Genomic DNA, 18,085 nt, shown 5'->3' on the forward strand with positions numbered 1-18,085 from the left:
CGGTTCAGGCTTCCGCTTGGCTGATGCGATGGACGGCCTCGACCACGTCGCCCACGGTGCGCACCTGGCGGAACTGCTCGGCGGCGATCTTGTGGCCGGTCTGGCGGCGCAGGTGGTCGATCAGGTCGACGGCGTCGATGCTGTCGATCTCCAGGTCCTCGTAGAGATTGGCGTCCAGGGTCACGCGCTCGGGTTCCAGTTCGAACAGCTCGACCAGGGCGTTGCGCAGGGTGTCGAAGATGGCGTCACGGGTTTGCATGGCGTTCTCCTCAGGCGGCGCGCTGGGCGGCGACGAAGGCCGCGAGGGCGTTGACGTTGGCGAAGTGGGTGCGGGTGTCCTTGGCTTCGGCGTCGATGCGGATGCCATAGCGCTTCTGGATCGCCAGGCCCAGCTCCAGGGCATCCACCGAATCCAGGCCCAGGCCGTCGCCGAACAGGGTCTGGTCGTCGCCGATGTCGTCGACGGTGACGTCCTCGAGGCCGAGCGCCTCGATGATCAGGCTTTTGAGCTCGAGGTTGAGGTCAGTCATGGTTGCCGGTTTCCTTCAGGTAGAGCTGGTGCAGCTGGTCGTTGAGTTCACGCGACGCCAGCGGCAGCGGCCGCCCGGCGAAGGTGGTGGGGTCGATGTCGGCGCCGACCTCCAGCTGGAAGTCGAAGCGCCGCGCGGGAATGCGGTACCAGGGCGTGGCCTTGGTCAGGGTGCTGGGCACCACGCGGATGATCACCGGGGTGATGCAGCGGGCGCCGCGCAGCGCGATGGCCGCGGCGCCGCGGTGGAAGCGCGGCGGCTCGCCGGGGGTGGTGCGGGTGCCCTCGGGAAAGACGATCAGCGTCTGGCCTTCGCGCAGGGCGTCGGCGGCTTCGTCGAGCATCTCGGCGCTGCCGTTGTTGCTGATGTAGCCGGCGGCCTGGATCTGCCGCTTGAGATAGGGATTCTGCCAGAGGCCCTGCTTGACCACGCAATTGGCGTCGGGCACCAGGCCGATGAGCACCACCACGTCGATCAGCGAGGGGTGGTTGGCGATGATCAGCTGGCCGGGCCGCCCCAGGCGCTCGCGGCCCTGGATGCTCAGCTTCATCACCCGGGTCAGCACCATGAAGGCGACGAAGGAGCGGAACAGCCGGGCGTTGGCGCGCCGGGCGCGCTGGCGACGGCGCAGGTCATCCCCGGGCAGGGCCAGCAGGATGGGCAGGATCAGCAACCGGAAGACCAGGGCACCGCATCCGAACACCAGGAAATTCAGCCCCGTGGCCAGCAACCGGTAGCCATGGTCGAGCCGGCCGCTCACCCGCGGGCCTCCGCCTGCCACTGCCAGCCTCGGCCGGCATAGGCATGGTGCAGGGCGCCCCGGCTTTCCAGCAGGCGCAGCAGTTGCAGGGCATGGGGCCAGGCGCTGCCCGCGGCTGCCGCGGGCGCCGGCATGCCTTGCAGGCTGCAGTCGCTACCGGGCGTGAGCAGCAGGCCGACCGCATAGGGAAAGGGCACGTCGTCGATCTGCGGGGCATAGAGGACCGGCGGCGCTTCCTCGGCGATCACCACCAGGACGCCAGTGGCGCCTTCGGCCAACAGGGTGCAGGCCTCCAGCACGGCGTGTTCGAGGCCGTCACGGCCGGTCGCCAGGGCATTCATCTCGCTGTGATCGCCGCGCAGGATCGACCACTGGCCGATGATGGCGTTGTGCACCGAGAGGCTGAACTGGGTGGGGGAGAGCGGCTCGCCACGGGCCAGTTCCTGGAGGATGGCCAGGGTGCGTGGCGTCTCGCCGTGGCGCGAGGCGAAGATCAGCGGCAGCGGCGCGCCATGGGCGTCGGCCAGTGGCCAGGCCACCTGGAAGGTCATCCGCGCCAGGCGGCTGAGGCGACGGCGCTGCATGGCGGGTAGGAAGCTGGCATCGGGCTGGCTGCCGTCGTCCGCCGGGCTCCAGGGCGCGGCGCACCACTGCTGCCAGGCGGCCTGGTCGACGAGACCAGGCGCCCAGGCGCGCCAATCGCTAATCTGGAAATGCATCTTCACGGCTGAATCTACCCCGGAGCCTGCGTGCTTGCCGTTTCATCTATCCCTGATGAGCAGGGTATTGCAGCGTTCGGCGGGCATTATCCAAGCGGCTCCCACCCTAGGCAAACATTTGTCCGCTTGTTGCGACAGGGTGGCGGTGGCGCGCCTGGATTCAGAAACAGGCTAGCGCGATGGGTAGGCGAAGGCGCCCGGCAAGGGCGTGAAACGCCGCTCCGCGCGACGAGCGGCAATTAAGCAAGGAAATGACGGCTGGGGCTGCGATGAAACAGCAGGTTGGGTTGAGACGGCTCCATCGTCGAAGCCCAACATGGGCGGCACCCCTAGACCGGGTCCGTTGGGCTTCGCTGCGCTCAACCCAACCTACGATAGTCAGCCATGGCTGCGATGAACCGTAGGTTGGGTTGAGACGGCTCCATCGTCGAAGCCCAACATGGATGGCACCTCTAGCCAAGATCTGTTGGGCTTCGCTGCGCTCAACCCAACCTACGATAGTCAGCCATGGCTGCGATGAACCGTAGGTTGGGCTGAGACGGCTTCATCGTCGAAGCCCAACATGGGTGGCACCCCTGGCCAGGATCTGTTGGGCTTCGCTGCGCTCAACCCAACCTACGATAGTCAGCCATGGCCGCAATGAGCCGTAGGTTGGGCTGAGATGGCTCCATCGTCGAAGCCCAACATGGGTGGCACCCCTAGCCAGGATCTGTTGGGCTTCGCGGCGCTCAACCCAACCTACGATAGTCAGCCATGGCCGCAATGAGCCGTAGGTTGGGTTGAGACGGCCCCATCGTCGAAGCCCAACGTGGGCGGCACCCCGTGACCGGGTCCGTTGGGCTTCGCGGCGCTCAGCCCAACCTACGATGGCCCGTCATCGTCGCGCTAAGCCACGCCGCGCCTTCAAGCCGCTGGCAGCGGCTGCAATCTCGACAACCGCACGGCCACCGCCAGGGCTACCAGCAGCAGGGCGCCGATGAACAGGCCGACGCCGGTCCAGCCGCCCAGGTGCCAGCAGAAGCCACCCAGGGTGCCGGCCACGCTGGAGCCGGCGTAGTAGCTGAACAGATAGAGCGACGAGGCCTGGCCGCGCGCCTGGCGGGCGCGGCGACCGACCCAGCTGCTGGCCACCGAGTGGGCGCCGAAGAAGCCGAAGGTGAACAGCAGCATGCCCGGCAGCACCAGCCATAGGGGGGTGAACAGGGTCAGCAGCAGGCCGGCGAGCTTGAGCACGATGGCCGCGGCGAACACCCGCCGCCGCCCGAAGCGATCGGCCAGGCTGCCGAACTTGGCCGAGCTGTAGATGCCGGCCAGGTAGACCAGCGACAGCACGCCGATCCAGGCCTGGCTCAGGTGGTAGGGCTCGCCCAGCAGGCGATAGCCGATGTAGTTGAACAGGGTGACGAAGGCGCCCATCAGCAGGAAGGCTTCCAGGAACAGCCAGGGCAGGCCGGCATCGCGAAAATGCAGGGCATAGCCGGCGAGCAGGCTGCGCGGCCGCAAGGGCCGCGGCTGGAAGCGGCGAGAGGCCGGCAGGCTGCGCTTGAACAGCACCGCCGCCACCAGCGCCAGGACGCCCAGGGCGCCCAGGGCGATGCGCCAGGAGACGAAGTCCACCAGCACCCCGCTGATCACCCGACCCGACATCCCGCCCAGGGCATTGCCGCTGATATAGAGGCCCATGGCATAGCCCAGGTGCTCGGGATGCACCTCCTCGGCCAGATAGGTCATGGCCACCGCCGCCACGCCCGCCAGCGACAGCCCGACCAGGGCGCGGGTCACCAGGATGCCGTCCCAGGTGGGCATCAGGGCGCTGGCCAGGGTGAAGGCCCCGGCGGCGAACAGTGCATAGACCATCACCGACTTGCGTCCGATGGCGTCGGAAATCGGCCCGGTCACCAGCAGGCCGCAGGCCATCAGCCCGGTCGCCAGGGACAGCGACAGGCTGCTGGCCGCCGCCGTGAGGCCGAAGGCCTGGGAAAAGATCGGCATCAGCGGCTGCACGCAATAGAGCAGGGCGAAGGTGGCGAAGCCACCGCAGAACAGCGCCAGGGCGGTGCGCAGGAATTGCGGCGTGCCCTTTTCGATGAAGGCGTCCGGCTCGTGCTGCGCCTCGTTGGCGGCGGGCCGGGATTCGAGCGGGGAGGAAGGCGGCGGAGCGGACGACCGGGACGTGTTCACGGGTACCTCAGGACAGGTCTGACCTCATCACCCTAGGCTGGTGGCTGCCATATATCCAATATATTGTCCGTCTCGATTGATAGGTTTTGCGACTCAATGGAGGCGGCATGGAATTGCGACACCTGAGGTACTTCGTGGCGGTGGCCGAGGAACTGCATTTCGGCCGCGCCGCCGAGCGCCTGAACATCTCCCAGCCGCCGCTCAGCCAGCAGATCCAGGCCCTGGAAGCCGAGCTGGGCACCCGCCTTTTGGAGCGCACCAATAGACGGGTCGCCCTGACCGATGCCGGCCGGCTGTTCCTCGATGAAGCCCGCCAGTTGCTCGCGGCCAGCGAACGCGCCGCTGAACGGGTCCGCCGCGCCGGGCGGGGCGAGACCGGGCAACTGCAGGTGGGCTTCAGCGCCTCCTCGCCCTTCGTCGCCACCATCCCCAAGACCCTGTTCGCCTATCGTCGCGCCTATCCCGAGGTACGGCTGCAACTGCAGGAGATGAGCAGCCGCGAGCAGATCGATGCCATGCTCGCCGGCAACCTGCAGATCGGCCTGATCCGCCCCATCGAATTGCCCGACGCCCTGGTGGCGGTCGAACTCTTCCGCGAACCCCTGGTGGTGGCGCTGCGGCACGACCACCCCCTGGCCCAGCAGGGCCCGGCGCCACTCCCCCTGGCCACCCTCGCCGATGAACCCTTCGTCTACTTCCCGCGCAGCTTCGGCACCGGTCTCTACGAACAACTCCACACCCTCGCTGCCCGCGCCGGCTTCGTCCCGCGCATCGTCCAGGAGGCCAGCGAAGTCCTCATCATCCTCGGCCTGGTCGCCGCCGGCCTCGGCGTCACCGTGCTGCCGGCTACCTACCAGCGCACCCAGATGGAAGGGCTGGTGTATCGAGAGCTGGATGATCCCGAGGCGACCTCTGCGGTGTGGTTGCTCAGGCGGCGGGATGAGGTGTCGCCGCAGGCGGAGGCGTTTGTGGGGTTGTTGGTTGGCATTGACGAGCAATTAATATGAAAATGTTGACAAAATTAGGCTTTGTGAGCTTGGCAAGCTCTTATTATGCGGCAATGCTCATTACTAGTATTTCATTTATTTTGCTGTCTGAAAGAGGGTCGACTTGATATTTTATTAGGCAGTTTATTAATACTTGTGGTTCAGTCATTGATAAAATAAAATCTTCAACAGACTGGCCTCCGATGCTTCTAAATTTATAGTTTCCTGGTGGTATGCTTTGTTGGATGGGGATTCTCGCTTTTCCGGTTTTATCATATTTATTAAAGTCATATATGTCACACAGAAGTTGTATCGGCGATTCATCTATCCTTGTTGGAGGGTAATATAATCCTTTTTTGCTGGATTCCATTTCTAAAATAGGGGTCGAATCTGGTCCTTCTAGGACTACCTTGCTAACCTCTTCACTGTCTAGCAAGTCGTCTAGTTCTCTGACTGCTCCAATTATTTGTGTGCCGATATTTATGACGGGGCCGTTGTAGATAATGGTAGAGTTGTTGGCGTGTACTATAGTGTTGCCGTTTCCTTCGTGAGCTATTTTTACTTCTTCTCCATTGTGCGCGGCTTCGTAAATTGCTTTCAGGAAATCAAAAGCGTTTTTTGTTGCCTCCCATATATTTGGTGTGCCTTGGATGAATGGCAGTACCGTTTGCAGTCCTGAATATGCCACCCCGAGATACGCTATGAATGAGCCGTCTTCATATCTGGTGATACGCGCTTGAAACAGTTGGCGGTCTTGCTCATGTAGTCTTTTTTTGTCGGAAATGGCTCGAAACTGTCCATCAAAGATGTGCTGTAGGGCTTGGAGTCCTGCTGCTACTTTATCTAGACGGTCGCCATCTTCGAATGCGCGACCTTTCATTTCAAATTTGTAGTTGTCTCGCATTTTAATCCTTTAAAATGGTTGCGTTTATTTTGGGTATTATTGCTTGATTGTGCCTATTTGTTCTTTCATTCTTAGCGTAAAGTCTGACGCTCTCTGATATGTCATCACCAACCGATCAATCGCCCTTGTCATCGCCACATACAACAACCGCGCCTCATCCGCTTCCGGCTCGCCCTGCTTGGGCATTTCGCCTAGTCCTGGAATCAGTACCAAGCCGAATTCCAGCCCCTTGCTGGAGTGCATGCTGACAATCTTCAGGCTGTCTTCGGCATCGTAGAGTTGGGCGCGGCCCTTGTCGCTGGCGCCGGAGCGGTAGGGGATGGCAGCTTTCTTGAGTTCGTATTCGGCCTGGTAGGCCTGGCTGCTGCTGCGATAGAGGATGGCCATGTCGCTGAGCAAGCGGCCGGCGGCCTGTTCGTCGCGGATGCGGGCGATGAGCAGGTCCCATTCTTCGCGGTCGCTGCCGCATCGGATGAGTTCGGGGAAGGGGCCGCGCCGGCCGGCGCTTTCCGGGGCGATGAGGGGGACGCCGTCTTCGCTGGCGTCGCGGCTGGTGAGCAGCTCGGTGGCGAAGGCGCGGGCGACGGCGAGGATCTCCACCGTGTTGCGGTAGTTGAGCTTGAGGATGGTGGTTCGGCCCTGGGCCTGGATGCCGACGCTGGCGAAGCTGAAGTCCAGCGCCTTCTTGCCGCCCTTGCCACGGTAGATGGCCTGGGCGTCGTCATAGAGCACCAGCAGGGACTGGGTGCTGGGATCGACCATCTGCACCACCAGCTTGAACCACTCGGGGGCGAAGTCGTGGCCTTCGTCGATCAGCACGGCGCTGTACTGGCCGCGGGGGATCTGTCCGCGGTCGACGGCGTCGATGGTGTGCTCGACCAGTTGCGTCGCGTAGCGATCCGCCGACGGACTCCACTTGGGTTTGTCGGCGTTGTAGGTCGTGAGGATCTCCGAGCACCAGCCGTGGAAGTGCTGCACCACCACCCGTTCACCCAGGCCCTTCTGTTCGATCACCTGGCGCAGCCGGCCGGCCAGGGACTTGTTGTAGCAGAGCACCAGGATGGGTTTGACCGAGACCTTGGCCAGATGGGCGCAGCGATAACCGAGGATCATGGTCTTGCCGCTGCCGGCGGCGCCGTGGATGACGCGGTGCCCATCACCCAGGGAGCGCGCCAGCTGTTCCTGCTGCAGGTCCATGACCTTGATCAGGCTGGGCAGCGGCGCGTCGGTGGCGTCGAACAGGCCGAATTGACCGGGCTGGCTGTTGACCCGCACCTCGGGGTAGAGGTGATACCGCACCCGGTCGATCTGCGGCAGGCTGAGGGCGCAGGGGAAGACGTGGGGGAACATGTCCCAGAGGCGCTTCTGGAAAGCTTCCGGGTCGGCGGACTCGGTCATCTCGTCCTGGAACAGCACGCGCTGCGGATCAAGGACGTCGGCGAGATCGGTCTGCTCGAACTGGCGGCGGGTGATGCCGGTGAGCACCACACCCCAGCCCCAGGGCATTATCAGCTGGCCCGGATGGGGCGAACCGGCGCTCTGGCGCAGCAGTGGGTCCTTTTTCAGCAGCAGGTCGACTTCGAGGATGTAGGAGCGGGCTTGCAGCAGGGGATTGGCGACGGTCTTGAGGCCATCCTGGGTATGCAGCCGCACCTTGCCGTGAGTGACGGATTCCAGGGTGGCGAGCTTCCAGTCCTTGACCTCCAGCACCAGGATGCCGCGCCGTGGGTGGAGCACGACGAAATCCGGATAGCGGGCCTTGGGGCCGACCGGGACGTTGCTCCAGCAGAGGTAGTCGTCTTCGAGCAGTTTTTCCAGGCGTTCGGCAAAGCGGCGTTCACCGGGCGTATCGAACTGGCATTGACTGCGAGCGGGGAAAAAGCGGGCCATCGGTCATCCATTCCGAGGTACGGGCAGGACGGCTTGAACCGAGACCTGACGCACAAAAATCCTTTCGTCATACGTTAGCCAGGCGAGCGAGGCGGGTAAAGCCAGGCAGAGGCGTTCGTGGGTGACCGGACGAGTTGGCCGACCGATGGTGGCTGGCAGTTGGCCTGTACTAGGTTCTTTGTGGGCGGGTATGAGGTTGTTTTAGGTTTGGTTTGCCCTCACCCCGGCCCTCTCCCGGAGGGAGAGGGAGCGGTTGGCGCGGGTGCGGTGCAGTGGGGGGCGTAGGTTGGGCTGAGCGCAGCGAAGCCCAACAGGGTCAGCCTCGCTCAGGAGTCACTGCGCATCACCGCGATCCCAGCTTCCAGCACCTCATGGCATTCCTCGCGCAAGGCCGCGTCGAAGTCGGGGTCGTGCTGGGCGAGGGTGGCGAGCAGGCAGTCGACCCAGCCTGCGTAGCGTTCGTGGCCTATGTCCAGTCGCGCGCGGCAGTGGCTTTCGCCCAGCTGGCGCAGCCGGGGAGCGGGCAGGCCGCGCGCGACCAGGACCAGGTTCATGATGCCGTGGCAGCAACCGTTGCTGCGCCGCCATGTCGGTGTGCACGAATGTCTCCCGTACCCGTGGCGAGCTGGCCAGGCAGCGCTGGTAGACGTCAGCGAAGAAGGCGGGGCTGGCGCAGCAGCGTCCGTCGCTCGGCATCACGTTCCGGGCCGGCAGCGTGGGGATTCCTAGTGGGCACGAAACCCTGCAGCCTGCCGGAACGGCGGGACGCCTGTTGACCTCGATCTTGGCCACGGCGCACGCCACTCAGTGGCTTGAAACATTTTGAACCAATTCACAGGGCGGCTTCTCTACCCTAAGCGCAGCGGAAGCCGAGAAACCCCTACTCCAGAGGGGCTGGCCCGTCGCTGCGCTCCCATTGCCCTCTGGAGACTGCCATGACTCAAACGCCCCTGCTCATAGGTTTCATCATCATGTCGCTCGCGTCCCTGGCGATCTATGCCAAGGGCGCGCACCGCGGTCCGCTGCGCGGCCATACCCTGGTGCATGCCGCGGTGCCCTTCATCGCGGCCACGGCCTACCTGGCGATGTACCTGGGCGTCGGCAACCTGATCAAGCCGGACGGCAGCATCACCTATGTCGCCCGCTACCTGGACTGGACCTTCACCACGCCTTTGCTGCTGGCCGGGGTGGTAAGTTCGGCCTACCTGGGCGCCCGGGAGCAGGAAGGCCAGGCCGGCTTCGTGGCTTCCATCGTCACCCTCGACGTGGTGATGATCGTGACCGGACTGGTCGCCTCCCTGGCGCCCTACGGCACCATCAAGTGGGTGTTCTTCGCCTGGTCCTGCGCGGCCTTCGCCGGGGTGCTCTATCTGCTGTGGAAGCCACTGGCCGCCCTTGCTGGCCAGAGCGCGGCGCTGGGCGCGGCCTATCGCAAGAACGTCGGCTTCCTGAGTGTGCTCTGGCTGGTCTATCCGGTGGTCTTTGCCGTGGGCCCGGAAGGTGTCTGGACGGTGAGTGATGCGGCCACGGTCTGGGTCTTCCTGATCCTCGACGTGCTGGCCAAGGTGGTCTATGCCTTCACCTCCGAGCGCAATCTCAAAGTGGCCCTGGCACAGCCTGGCGTCTAACCATGACGCTGACCGGGCGGGCCTGGCTGGCGCTGTTGCTGGCCGCCGGGCTCGCCAGCCTGGCGGGCGGGGCAGGGCAACTGGCCTTCGCCCTGGTGGTAGGCCTGGGGTTGGGCTTGCTGCATGGCGCCAGCGACCTGTGCTTGATCTCTCCGGCACGACGCCCCGCTTTCCTGGGCTGCTATCTGGCGACGGCCCTGGCCTGTCTGCTCGGTTGGCAACTGGCCAGCGCGCTGGCGCTGGCGCTGTTCCTGGTGCTGTCGGCCTGGCACTTCGCCCACGAAGACGAGCTGTTCGCCAGTCGGCTGACGGCCTTGGCGCTGGGACTCTTCATCATCGGCGGTCCGGTGCTGTTGCACCTCGAAGCCGTCGCCCGACTGCTGGCCCTGGCCATAGGGCCGGCGGGCTCTGTCGACCTGGCCGCGTGGATGGCCGGAGCGCTCGCCTTGGGCGGCGCGCTGGCACTGCCGCTGTTGTCCTGGGCCGCCTGGCAGCGGCGTTGCCCCTGGCTCGCCGCGACGCTACTCGCCGTGGTGATCGCCCCGCCGCTGGTAAGCTTCGCCCTCGGCTTCTATCTGCTGCACGCCGCGCCCCAGACCGGAGTGCGGCAGCGGCTATTAGGCGCCGCCAGCCTCAAGGCCTATCTCTGGTTGACCTGGCCGATCCTGCTGGGCGCAGCCGTCTTCACCCTGGCCGGTGGCCTGGTCTTCCTGCTACAGGAGCGCACCGGTATCCGTGCGCTATTCGCCGTCTTGGCGGCCTTCGCGGTGCCACACATGCTGGTGTTGCCGCGTTTTCTCGACGCCGGTGCCGCGATCGAGCCGCACCTAGGTACGCAGGTGGTTGAGCGGTAGCTCGGTGCTGGCCAGGATCTGGTTGAGCACGAAGCTCGACCGCACGCTGGACACGCCCTCGATGCGTGTCAGGGTACCCAGCAGCAGTTGCTGGTAGTGCTCCATGTCGGGCACCACCACCTTGAGCTGATAGTCCGCGTCCATGCCGGTCACCAGGCAGCACTCCAGTACCTCGGGGCACTGGGCGATGATCGCCTGGAAATTCTCGAAGCGCTCCGGGGTGTGTCTGTCCATGCCGATGAGCACGAAGGCGGTCAGCGACAGGCCGAGTTTCTTGCGATCGAGCAGGGCGACCTGGCGGGTGATGTAGCCGGCATCCTCCAGTTGCTTGACCCGCCGCGAGCAGGGCGAGGGCGACAGGCCGATGCGTTCGGCCAGTTCTTGGTTGGAGAGCCGGGCATCACGCTGCAGTTCTGCCAGGATTTTCAGATCGAAGCGGTCGAGTTTGTCCATTTTGGATGCCTTGCGATAGCCGATTGCGCTCAATGCTAGTTTTCTGGCTACCGATTGCGCAAGGGCTGGAAAAGAGGACACACAACGCAAGCCCCTGCCGGTGGCATGAGCGTAAGCTGAACTCAACTTCGATAGCCCGGTAGAGCTGTCCACCGGAAGTGCCCCAGGAGGGCCTTTCGCATCGCCAACGACGGTATCCCGTCTGCCGCGCCCGGGCCCGCCCAGGTCACCATGCCTGGTCGATCGCAGCCACCGTCACGAGCGGTGCGAGAGGACAACGAATTCAAGGGGAGGCCGCAAGGTCTCCCCTTTTCTTTTGGGTGGAGGTTTTGGTGTGTGGCGGGCCCTCACCCCGGCCCTCTCCCTGAAGGAGAGGGGGCGGTTGGGGGAGGTTTGTTCGGGGGAAGAGCATCGCGGCCATGGCGATAGACCGTAGGTTGGGCTGAGACGGCGCTATCGTCGAAGCCCAACATTGCTGGCCCCAGGGCGCTGTTGGGCTTCGCTGCGCTCAACCCAACCTACGACGGCCAGTATGGAGCGGCCGCGAGGCTCAGGCCTGCCCCGGCGGTTGCTTGTCCACGGTCAGCGGCGCGTCGCTGGCGAGGAACTCCTTGGCCTCCTCTTCGCTGGCCACCGAGGGTGGCGAGCCGCGCAGGGGTTTGCCGGCGGTCTCGCGCACGGTGAGCATGGTCAGGATGCCGATCACCGCGGCGACCATCAGGTAGTAGGCCGGCACCAGCGGGTCACCGGTCTTCTCCACCAGCCAGGCGGTGACCAGCGGGGTGGTTCCGCCGAACAGCGACACTGAGATGTTGAAGGCGATGGACAGGGCGCTATAGCGGATCGGGGTGTAGAACAGCGCCGGCAGGGTCGAGGGCATGGTGCTGGTGAAGCAGGCCAGGGCGATGCCCAGCAGCATCAGGCCGAGGAAGATCAGCCAGTCCTCGCCGCTGCCGATCAGCTTGAGGCAGGGGATCGCCAGGACCAGGATCGCCAGGCAGGCACCGATGATCATCGGCTTGCGGCCCAGGTGGTCGCTGAAGAAACCACCGAGGATGTTGAGCGGCATCATCACCACCATGACGATGAGGATCAGCAGCAGGCCCTTGGTCTCGGCATAACCCATGGTCACGGCCAGGTAGCTGGGCATGTAGGTCAGCAGCATGTAGTCGGTGACGTTGAACACCAGCACCAGGCCGATGCACTTGAGCAAGGCCACGCGGTGCAGGGTGAACAGCTCGCGCAGGCTGTGCGCCGGGCTGTCCGCCGCCTTGCCTTCGTTGGCCTCGGCATGGGCCTTGAACGCCGGCGTTTCTTCCAGTTTCAGGCGCATGTAGAGACCGAGCAGGCCGAGTGGCCCGGCGATGAAGAAGGGCACCCGCCAGCCCCAGTCCAGCAACTGTTCCTGGGTCAGCGCCGCGGTAAGGGCGGTGACCGTCCCGGCCCCGGCGATGTAGCCGGCCAGGGTACCGAACTCCAGCCAGCTGCCCATGCGCCCGCGGGTCTTGTCGGTGGCGTATTCGGCGATGAAGGTCGCCGCCCCCCCGTATTCACCGCCGGTGGAGAAGCCCTGCACCACCCGGGCGAGCAGCAGCAGGGCCGGCGCCCAGATGCCGATGCTCTCGTAGCTGGGGATCAGGCCGATGCTGAAGGTGCCCAGGGCCATCATGATCATGGTGAGCGCCAGGATCTTCTGGCGGCCGTATTTGTCGCCCAGCGGGCCGAACACGATGCCGCCGAGCGGGCGCACCAGGAAGGCCACGGTAAAGGTGGCGAAGGTGGCGATCAGCTGGGCCGCGGCATTGCCATCGGGGAAGAAGACCTTGCCCAGGGTCACGGCCAGGTAGCCATAGACGCCGAAGTCGAACCATTCCATGGCGTTGCCCAGGGCGGCGGCGCCGACGGCGCGCTTGACCAGGGAATTGTCCACGATGGTGAGGTCGTCCGGCTTAACCTCGTGACGACGCTTGAACCAGCCGACGTGATGATGGTGTTTCGACATGTGTTTTCCTCCTTGCGTGGGGCCATAGACCCGAGCAACCCGCTGTAAGTGCGATTCCTGTGCGGTTGAAACTTGCCCGCCGCGCCTGGAGTCGACCCCTTGGTTACGAAAAATCCGTGGAGGCACCATGCACTATCGTCCGCTCGGCCATTCCGGCCTGCTGGTTTCCCAACTCGCCCTCGGCACCCTGCAGGTGGGCGGTCGCGAGGGCTTCGAGAAGTGCGGCGGCATCGACCTGCGCACCCTGCGCCGGCTGTTCGACATCGCCTTCGAGGCCGGCGTCAACCTGGTGGATACCGCCGACCTCTATTCCTATGGCCTGGCCGAGGAGCTCGTCGGCCAGGCGCTGGGCGACAAGCGCGACAGCATCCTGCTGGCGTCCAAGGGGCGCAGCGCCATGAGCGACGATCCCAACGACAGCGGCGCCTCGCGCTACCACCTGATCCGTGCCTGCGAGAACAGCCTGCGCCGCCTGGGCACCGACCACCTGGATCTCTACCAGCTGCACAACTGGGACGGCGTCACCCCCATCGAAGAGACGCTGGAAGCCATGACGCAGCTGGTGCAGAGCGGCAAGGTGCGTTACTTCGGCACCAGCAACTACACTGGCTGGCAGATGATGAAGACCCTCGGCAAGGCCGAGCTGCATGGCTTCAGCAAACCGGTCAGCCAGCAGATCTACTACACCCCGGAATCCCGCGAGGCGGAGTACGAGCTGCTGCCGCTGGCGCTCGACCAGGACATCGGCACCCTGGTCTGGGGTCCCATGGGCGAAGGCCTGTTGACCGGCTCGACCCGGCGCGGCAAGCCGGCGCCCAAGGACACCCGCCAGGGCAGCGGCTGGCCCGAGCCCTATGTGCACGATTCCGAGCGCGCCCTGGACATCATCGAGACCCTGGCGGCGGTGGGCGATGCCCATGGCGTCTCGGTGGCCCAGGTCTGCCTGGCCTGGCTCAAGGACCGGCCGGGCATCACCGGCCTGATCGTCGGCGCGCGCAACGAAGCCCAGCTGCACGACAACCTGGCGGCCATGGAGCTGGTGCTGACCGCCGAGGAGTCCGCGCAGATCGAGGCGGCGACCCGCCGCGAGCCGCTGTATCCCTACTGGCACCGCATCGTCGCCGGGATGGATCGGCTGGACCCGGCCGAGCAGCCGTTCCTGGCCGAGCAGCGCCAGACCCTGGAACGGCGCCGCGACAAGTAGTCCGGCGGATGACGGTCGGGGCCTCGGCTTGAGGTAATCTGGGCGCTCTTCCTCGAGGAACCGCGCGATGAAATCGCCTGCCGTCCTGTTCGCGCTCGCCCTGCTCGGCCTCGCGCTGGGTAGCACCACCCCCGCCTGGGCCGATGGCGACATGCGCCTGGGCGGCGGCTACACGACGCCGCCCGCCGGCAGCGCACCACCACCGGCCCCAGCGCCGCCGTCCGCGCCTGGCAGAGGCTGGCAGGGCGGTGGCCCGGGTAGTTGGAATGGCGGGCCTCCCGGGCGTGGCGAGGCGCCAGGGCGGGGCAACGGCCCGGCCCTGGACCGTTGGGAACGCAACGACCGTCCGCCGCAACCCGGCAACCAGCCGGCCTGGCAGGACCGCCCCGTCCCGCCGCCCCGTCCGGGCTACGGCATGCCGCCGCCCGGTCAGCCGGATCGCGGCTATCCGCGGCCGGGTCCCGATCAGGATTCGCGCTGGTCGAATGTACGGCCGGGCTGGGGTGCCCATCCGCAATGGCGCCCCGGTTTCGAGGTACCCGGGGTGCCCGCCGGCTTCACGCGCATCTGGTACCGGGATAGCCAGTACTACTATGCCGACGGCTACTGGTATCGCCCCCAGGGCCCGCGCTATGTGGTGACGCTGCCGCCCACCGGTGTGCGGGTCAGCGTCCTGCCGGCCTTCGCCGAGACGCTGTGGATGGGCGGCACCACCTATTACTTCGCTGCGGGCAGCTACTACCGCACCGATCCGGGTGGCGGTTTCGTCACCGTCGCCGATCCCACCGTCGCCGCGGTACCGACCACCTCCGCCGCGCCCGCTGGGGGCGGCTACGACGCCTATGACGTCACCGCCTATCCGCTGCAGGGGCAGCCGCCGGAGCGCTACGCCCAGGACAGATACGACTGTCGTCGTTACGCCGCCGGCAGCTCGGGCTTCGATCCCGAGCGACCCGGAACGGTCGCCGATCCCTACCTCAGCCAGCGCTTCCGCCAGGCCCTGGCCGCTTGCCTGGCAGGGCGCGGGTATCGGGTGGAGTAGGGCGGCGCCAGCGCTACTCGTTGGTCAGCTGCACCAGGGTGAAGAGCCCGAAGGGCGGCACGCTGCTGCGACTGGCGCGGCGCAGGTCATCGCGGGAGAGGATGGAGGCCATGGCGAAGTCCGGATGCCAGCCCAGCTTGCGCGATGCCGGCGCCAGGGCCTTTTCCGCCAGCAGGCGCAGGCCTTGGTCGGCCTGGAAGTGATTGACCAGCAGCAGGTGGCCGCCCGGCTTCACCACGCGTCGCATCTCCTGCATCAGCTTGCGCGGATTGGGCACCACGGAGGCCACGAACATGGCCACGGCGATATCGAAGGAGCCGGTGGGCAAGCCGGTGTCCTCGGCATTGGCTTCGAGCAGGGCTTCCACGGTGGTGATGTCGTCGCGGGCGACACGCTCCCGGGCCTTGGCCAGCATGTCCGGGGACAGGTCGATCCCGGTGACCCGCTTGTCCGCGCCGTAATGGGGGAGGGCGAGGCCCGTGCCCACGCCGACCTCCAGCACCCGGGTGCCGGCCAGGGCATTGACCGCCGCCACCGCCCGCTTGCGTCCGGGCGCCGAGACGCCTCCGAACACCCGATCATAGACATTGGCCCAGCGCCGGTAGGCGGAAATGATGGCGGCATTGTCCAGGGCGGAATGGGGCGCGGAGGTTTCGGCGGTATTCAGCGAATAATCGATTTTCTTCGAGTCGTGCATAGCGGCCTTGTCATTATCGGTAGATGAAAGCTGAGGCAGTAGAGCCTTCACTTGGCGCGGTGCTCGTGAGTGAACAGTAAAGGCGATTAGCGCGATGGCATCCGTTTCGCTATTTCGTCGGGGCTGCTTGGTCAGGCCGGGTAGCCCGCCGCAGCCCCCGGTTGTTCAGGGCTGCGAGCCGGGTGGGGCAGATACGGACCCAGGGATGGCTTTCTTTTAAAACAATTGCCAAGTGTTTGGCTAGTTGTAACGACTGTCGTTTTCCATGAATGAGAAGTTGATGTCTGTCATTGTTTTTTGATTGTTCGTTCTTTCAATTAAAAACTAAGTGTTATTGGTTTTATTGTTCGTTCAATCAAGTTTTATATTGAGCGCAGCCGGAGCGCGGCTGTTCGATAACGATGGAGTTGGCGATTGACCACACTCGGCGCGCCGAGAGGCCTCTGGGCGTATCGCCCACACGCGGCAGGCAGGACGCCTTGAGGTGGCTTGGCAAGGGAGAACGGAGCCGTGAGGCAGGGTCGGGTTGCCGCCGTCGGCGAATCACCGCGCAGCGGGCTGGGGCAAGGCCAATGGATAGCTGGCTTTATTTACCTTTTCCAAGCAAATCCCTGGGCTCCGTCATCCGCGGATAGCCGCTGCACGGCAGCGTCCAGTCATCCCGTCCAGACCGCCGCATATCCTGCCATGGCTGACTTCTGGCCGGCCCTGGCGCAGCATGGCCGCTATTCCGCTGGACACAAGGCAGACTAGGCGTAAAGAAGGCTGCGGGCTTTACTCTTACCTTAAGGCTAAGAATCAAGGCTGTGTTGCCCGAGGCGACCCTGCAGGGCGCTGCCCTCGACCGCGGAGTATGGCGCCCGGTGGTGAGCCTGCTGACGTGGCCTTGCAGGCCATGGCAGGAGCGCCGTCCGCCATCGGGTGTTGCCCTCCGGTGGCGAGTCGGGCGCTGGCTGAGTTGTCCAGCCGGATACAAGGCGCGGCCAGCACACCGATCATCATGCTTTAGGGGCCGACCATCACGCGTTGGCTGACTTGCGTCCGCCTTGGACGCAGCATGGTAGGGGCATTACGTTAGCGGAACGCGCCCGAGCTCGCTGCTGCGGGTCGCTACGCTGTTGTCTGAATGCTCAAGGACGATGACTGAGCGCTGTCTCGCTGCGGAATGGGATTCCGAGCTTGCGCTCTTCGCCTGGGTACTCCGTTCATGAAAAGATCGTCGTTCCGTCCGATCCAAGGCTTCACCCTGATCGAGATGTTGGTGGTAGTGGCCTTGCTGGGCATTTTCCTGGCCATGGCCGCTCCCAACTTCGCCAGTCTGATTCGCTCCAATCGGGTCCAGGCCGCTGCCGATGAACTGGCAGGGGTGCTGCAATATGCCCGTGGCGAGGCCATCACCCGCGGCGTGACCGTCACCTTGACCGCCAGCAGTGCCACCGACTGGAATGCCGGCTTCACCCTTTCGGCTGCAGGTAAGACACTCAGGCGCATCGACGCCGGTGGGCTGCAGAGCGGCGTGACGGTGAGTTCCGGCGCCGCTCAGGCGAGCTTCGGTGCGACCGGTACCAGTGGGGCCACGACCAGTCAGTGCTTCACCCTCTGCGCCAGCGACCAGTCAGGGCAATGCCGCTTCGTCGGCGTCAGCGTGACCGGACGCATCACCCAGCCTTCCGCGGATCGGCCGCAGACGGGGGAGTGTTCGTGAGGCGTCGCGCGCAGGGCTTCAGCATGATCGAGGTGTTGGTCAGCGTCGTGCTGATCTGCGTCGGCCTGCTGGGCGTTGCCGCGCTCCAGAGCAAGGCGGTGCCCTTTACCCAGGACTCGGTACAGCGCAACAGCGCCATGATGTTGGCCAACGATCTCCTCGAACTCGTTCGCGCCAACCCCGGGGCGGTCGCCAGCTACCTCAAGGCGCCCGGTAGCGCCTTCGCCAGTGCTCCCGCCAGCTGCCGGCCGACACCGACCGCGGCAGCCGACCAGCTCGCCTGCTGGGCGGCCCAGGCCAGCGCCGTGCTGCCCGGGGCAACGGACCTGCTGACCAATTCTTTCTATGTGTGCCAGAACGCGACCCCGGGTCCCACGGGGGCAGCCTCGTCCTGTAGCGGCGGCGACTACCTGGAGATCCAGGTAGCCTGGACCGCGCCGCTCGACAGTTGCCTGGATGCCGGGACCCCGACCGGAAACGGTACCGCTTCCATCTGCACCTACCGTCTGCGAACCCGACTCTGAAGGCCG

At 65.1% G+C, this 18,085-nt stretch carries 17 protein-coding genes and 1 pseudogene; 7 read left to right on the plus strand and 11 right to left on the minus strand.

What is annotated here, in order from left to right:
- Window positions 1–4: 4 nt before the first annotated feature.
- The 5 genes from FSV73_RS07640 to FSV73_RS07660 form a co-directional block, all read right to left on the minus strand.
- On the minus strand, window positions 5–259 hold the full coding sequence (locus FSV73_RS07640; RefSeq protein WP_145006274.1) for an acyl carrier protein: 255 nt from the start codon (window positions 257–259) through the stop codon (window positions 5–7).
- A 10-nt stretch (window positions 260–269) separates the two neighbouring features.
- Window positions 270–530 carry a phosphopantetheine-binding protein gene (locus FSV73_RS07645; RefSeq protein ID WP_145006276.1) on the minus strand — a complete coding sequence of 87 codons (261 nt, stop codon included), beginning with the start codon at window positions 528–530 and terminating at the stop codon, window positions 270–272.
- Window positions 523–1,290, minus strand: coding sequence for a lysophospholipid acyltransferase family protein (locus tag FSV73_RS07650; protein WP_145006279.1), 768 nt, complete (start codon window positions 1,288–1,290; stop codon window positions 523–525). The genes FSV73_RS07645 and FSV73_RS07650 overlap by 8 nt, the downstream gene beginning before the upstream one ends.
- Entirely contained in the window at window positions 1,287–2,009 is a 723-nt protein-coding gene (locus FSV73_RS07655; protein WP_145006282.1) for a beta-ketoacyl synthase chain length factor, read from the minus strand. The genes FSV73_RS07650 and FSV73_RS07655 overlap by 4 nt, the downstream gene beginning before the upstream one ends.
- Before the next feature lie 903 nt (window positions 2,010–2,912).
- The gene (locus FSV73_RS07660) at window positions 2,913–4,190 is read right to left on the minus strand and encodes an MFS transporter (RefSeq protein ID WP_145006285.1); all 1,278 of its coding nucleotides are present in this window, start codon (window positions 4,188–4,190) and stop codon (window positions 2,913–2,915) included.
- A 107-nt stretch (window positions 4,191–4,297) separates the two neighbouring features.
- Here FSV73_RS07660 and FSV73_RS07665 point away from each other — a divergent pair, with 107 nt between their 5' ends.
- Window positions 4,298–5,197, plus strand: a complete 900-nt coding sequence (locus FSV73_RS07665; protein WP_145006288.1) for a LysR substrate-binding domain-containing protein — start codon at window positions 4,298–4,300, stop codon at window positions 5,195–5,197.
- A 43-nt stretch (window positions 5,198–5,240) separates the two neighbouring features.
- On the opposite strand, the gene FSV73_RS07670 is transcribed toward FSV73_RS07665, so the two are convergent.
- The 3 genes and pseudogenes from FSV73_RS07670 to FSV73_RS07680 form a co-directional block, all read right to left on the minus strand.
- Complete coding sequence (locus FSV73_RS07670; protein ID WP_145006291.1) at window positions 5,241–6,080, minus strand: hypothetical protein; 840 nt, start codon at window positions 6,078–6,080, stop codon at window positions 5,241–5,243.
- 36 nt (window positions 6,081–6,116) lie between these two features.
- Window positions 6,117–7,970: a 3'-5' exonuclease gene (locus FSV73_RS07675; protein WP_145006294.1), complete on the minus strand. Its 1,854-nt coding sequence runs from the start codon at window positions 7,968–7,970 to the stop codon at window positions 6,117–6,119.
- A gap of 326 nt (window positions 7,971–8,296) precedes the next feature.
- A pseudogene (locus tag FSV73_RS07680) lies at window positions 8,297–8,666 on the minus strand (globin).
- Window positions 8,667–8,905: 239 nt separating this feature from the next.
- On the opposite strand from FSV73_RS07680, the gene FSV73_RS07685 reads away from it, so the two are divergent.
- Together FSV73_RS07685 and FSV73_RS07690 are read left to right on the plus strand one after the other, a co-directional pair.
- The gene (locus FSV73_RS07685) at window positions 8,906–9,598 is read left to right on the plus strand and encodes a bacteriorhodopsin (RefSeq protein WP_145006297.1); all 693 of its coding nucleotides are present in this window, start codon (window positions 8,906–8,908) and stop codon (window positions 9,596–9,598) included.
- A 2-nt stretch (window positions 9,599–9,600) separates the two neighbouring features.
- A complete protein-coding gene (locus FSV73_RS07690) occupies window positions 9,601–10,452 on the plus strand; it encodes a Brp/Blh family beta-carotene 15,15'-dioxygenase (protein WP_145006300.1) in 852 nt (283 codons plus the stop codon).
- Here FSV73_RS07690 and FSV73_RS07695 read toward each other — a convergent pair.
- On the minus strand, window positions 10,426–10,905 hold the full coding sequence (locus FSV73_RS07695) for an Lrp/AsnC family transcriptional regulator (protein ID WP_058760549.1): 480 nt from the start codon (window positions 10,903–10,905) through the stop codon (window positions 10,426–10,428). The two genes, FSV73_RS07690 and FSV73_RS07695, sit on opposite strands and share 27 nt — an antisense overlap.
- 550 nt (window positions 10,906–11,455) lie before the next feature.
- Window positions 11,456–12,907, minus strand: coding sequence for a glycine betaine/L-proline transporter ProP (proP, locus tag FSV73_RS07700; RefSeq protein ID WP_145006303.1), 1,452 nt, complete (start codon window positions 12,905–12,907; stop codon window positions 11,456–11,458).
- A gap of 127 nt (window positions 12,908–13,034) precedes the next feature.
- Between proP and FSV73_RS07705 the strand changes: the two genes are divergently transcribed.
- The gene (locus FSV73_RS07705) at window positions 13,035–14,111 is read left to right on the plus strand and encodes an aldo/keto reductase (protein ID WP_145006306.1); all 1,077 of its coding nucleotides are present in this window, start codon (window positions 13,035–13,037) and stop codon (window positions 14,109–14,111) included.
- 67 nt (window positions 14,112–14,178) lie between these two features.
- Window positions 14,179–15,153, plus strand: coding sequence for a DUF6515 family protein (locus tag FSV73_RS07710; RefSeq protein WP_145006309.1), 975 nt, complete (start codon window positions 14,179–14,181; stop codon window positions 15,151–15,153).
- Window positions 15,154–15,166: 13 nt separating this feature from the next.
- Here FSV73_RS07710 and FSV73_RS07715 read toward each other — a convergent pair whose 3' ends face one another.
- Window positions 15,167–15,850 (minus strand): class I SAM-dependent methyltransferase, encoded by a 684-nt coding sequence (locus FSV73_RS07715; protein ID WP_145006312.1) that lies wholly within the window; start codon window positions 15,848–15,850, stop codon window positions 15,167–15,169.
- Window positions 15,851–17,057: 1,207 nt separating this feature from the next.
- Here FSV73_RS07715 and FSV73_RS07720 point away from each other — a divergent pair.
- Both FSV73_RS07720 and pilV read left to right on the plus strand, forming a co-directional pair.
- Window positions 17,058–17,555, plus strand: a complete 498-nt coding sequence (locus FSV73_RS07720) for a GspH/FimT family pseudopilin (RefSeq protein WP_186309182.1) — start codon at window positions 17,058–17,060, stop codon at window positions 17,553–17,555.
- Entirely contained in the window at window positions 17,552–18,079 is a 528-nt protein-coding gene (pilV, locus tag FSV73_RS07725) for a type IV pilus modification protein PilV (RefSeq protein WP_260856039.1), read from the plus strand. The genes FSV73_RS07720 and pilV overlap by 4 nt, the downstream gene beginning before the upstream one ends.
- Window positions 18,080–18,085: the final 6 nt, after the last annotated feature.

The sequence above is a fragment of the Pseudomonas oryzihabitans genome (assembly GCF_007665395.1).
In the GTDB taxonomy this organism is placed as follows: Bacteria; Pseudomonadota; Gammaproteobacteria; order Pseudomonadales; family Pseudomonadaceae; genus Chryseomonas; species Chryseomonas psychrotolerans_C.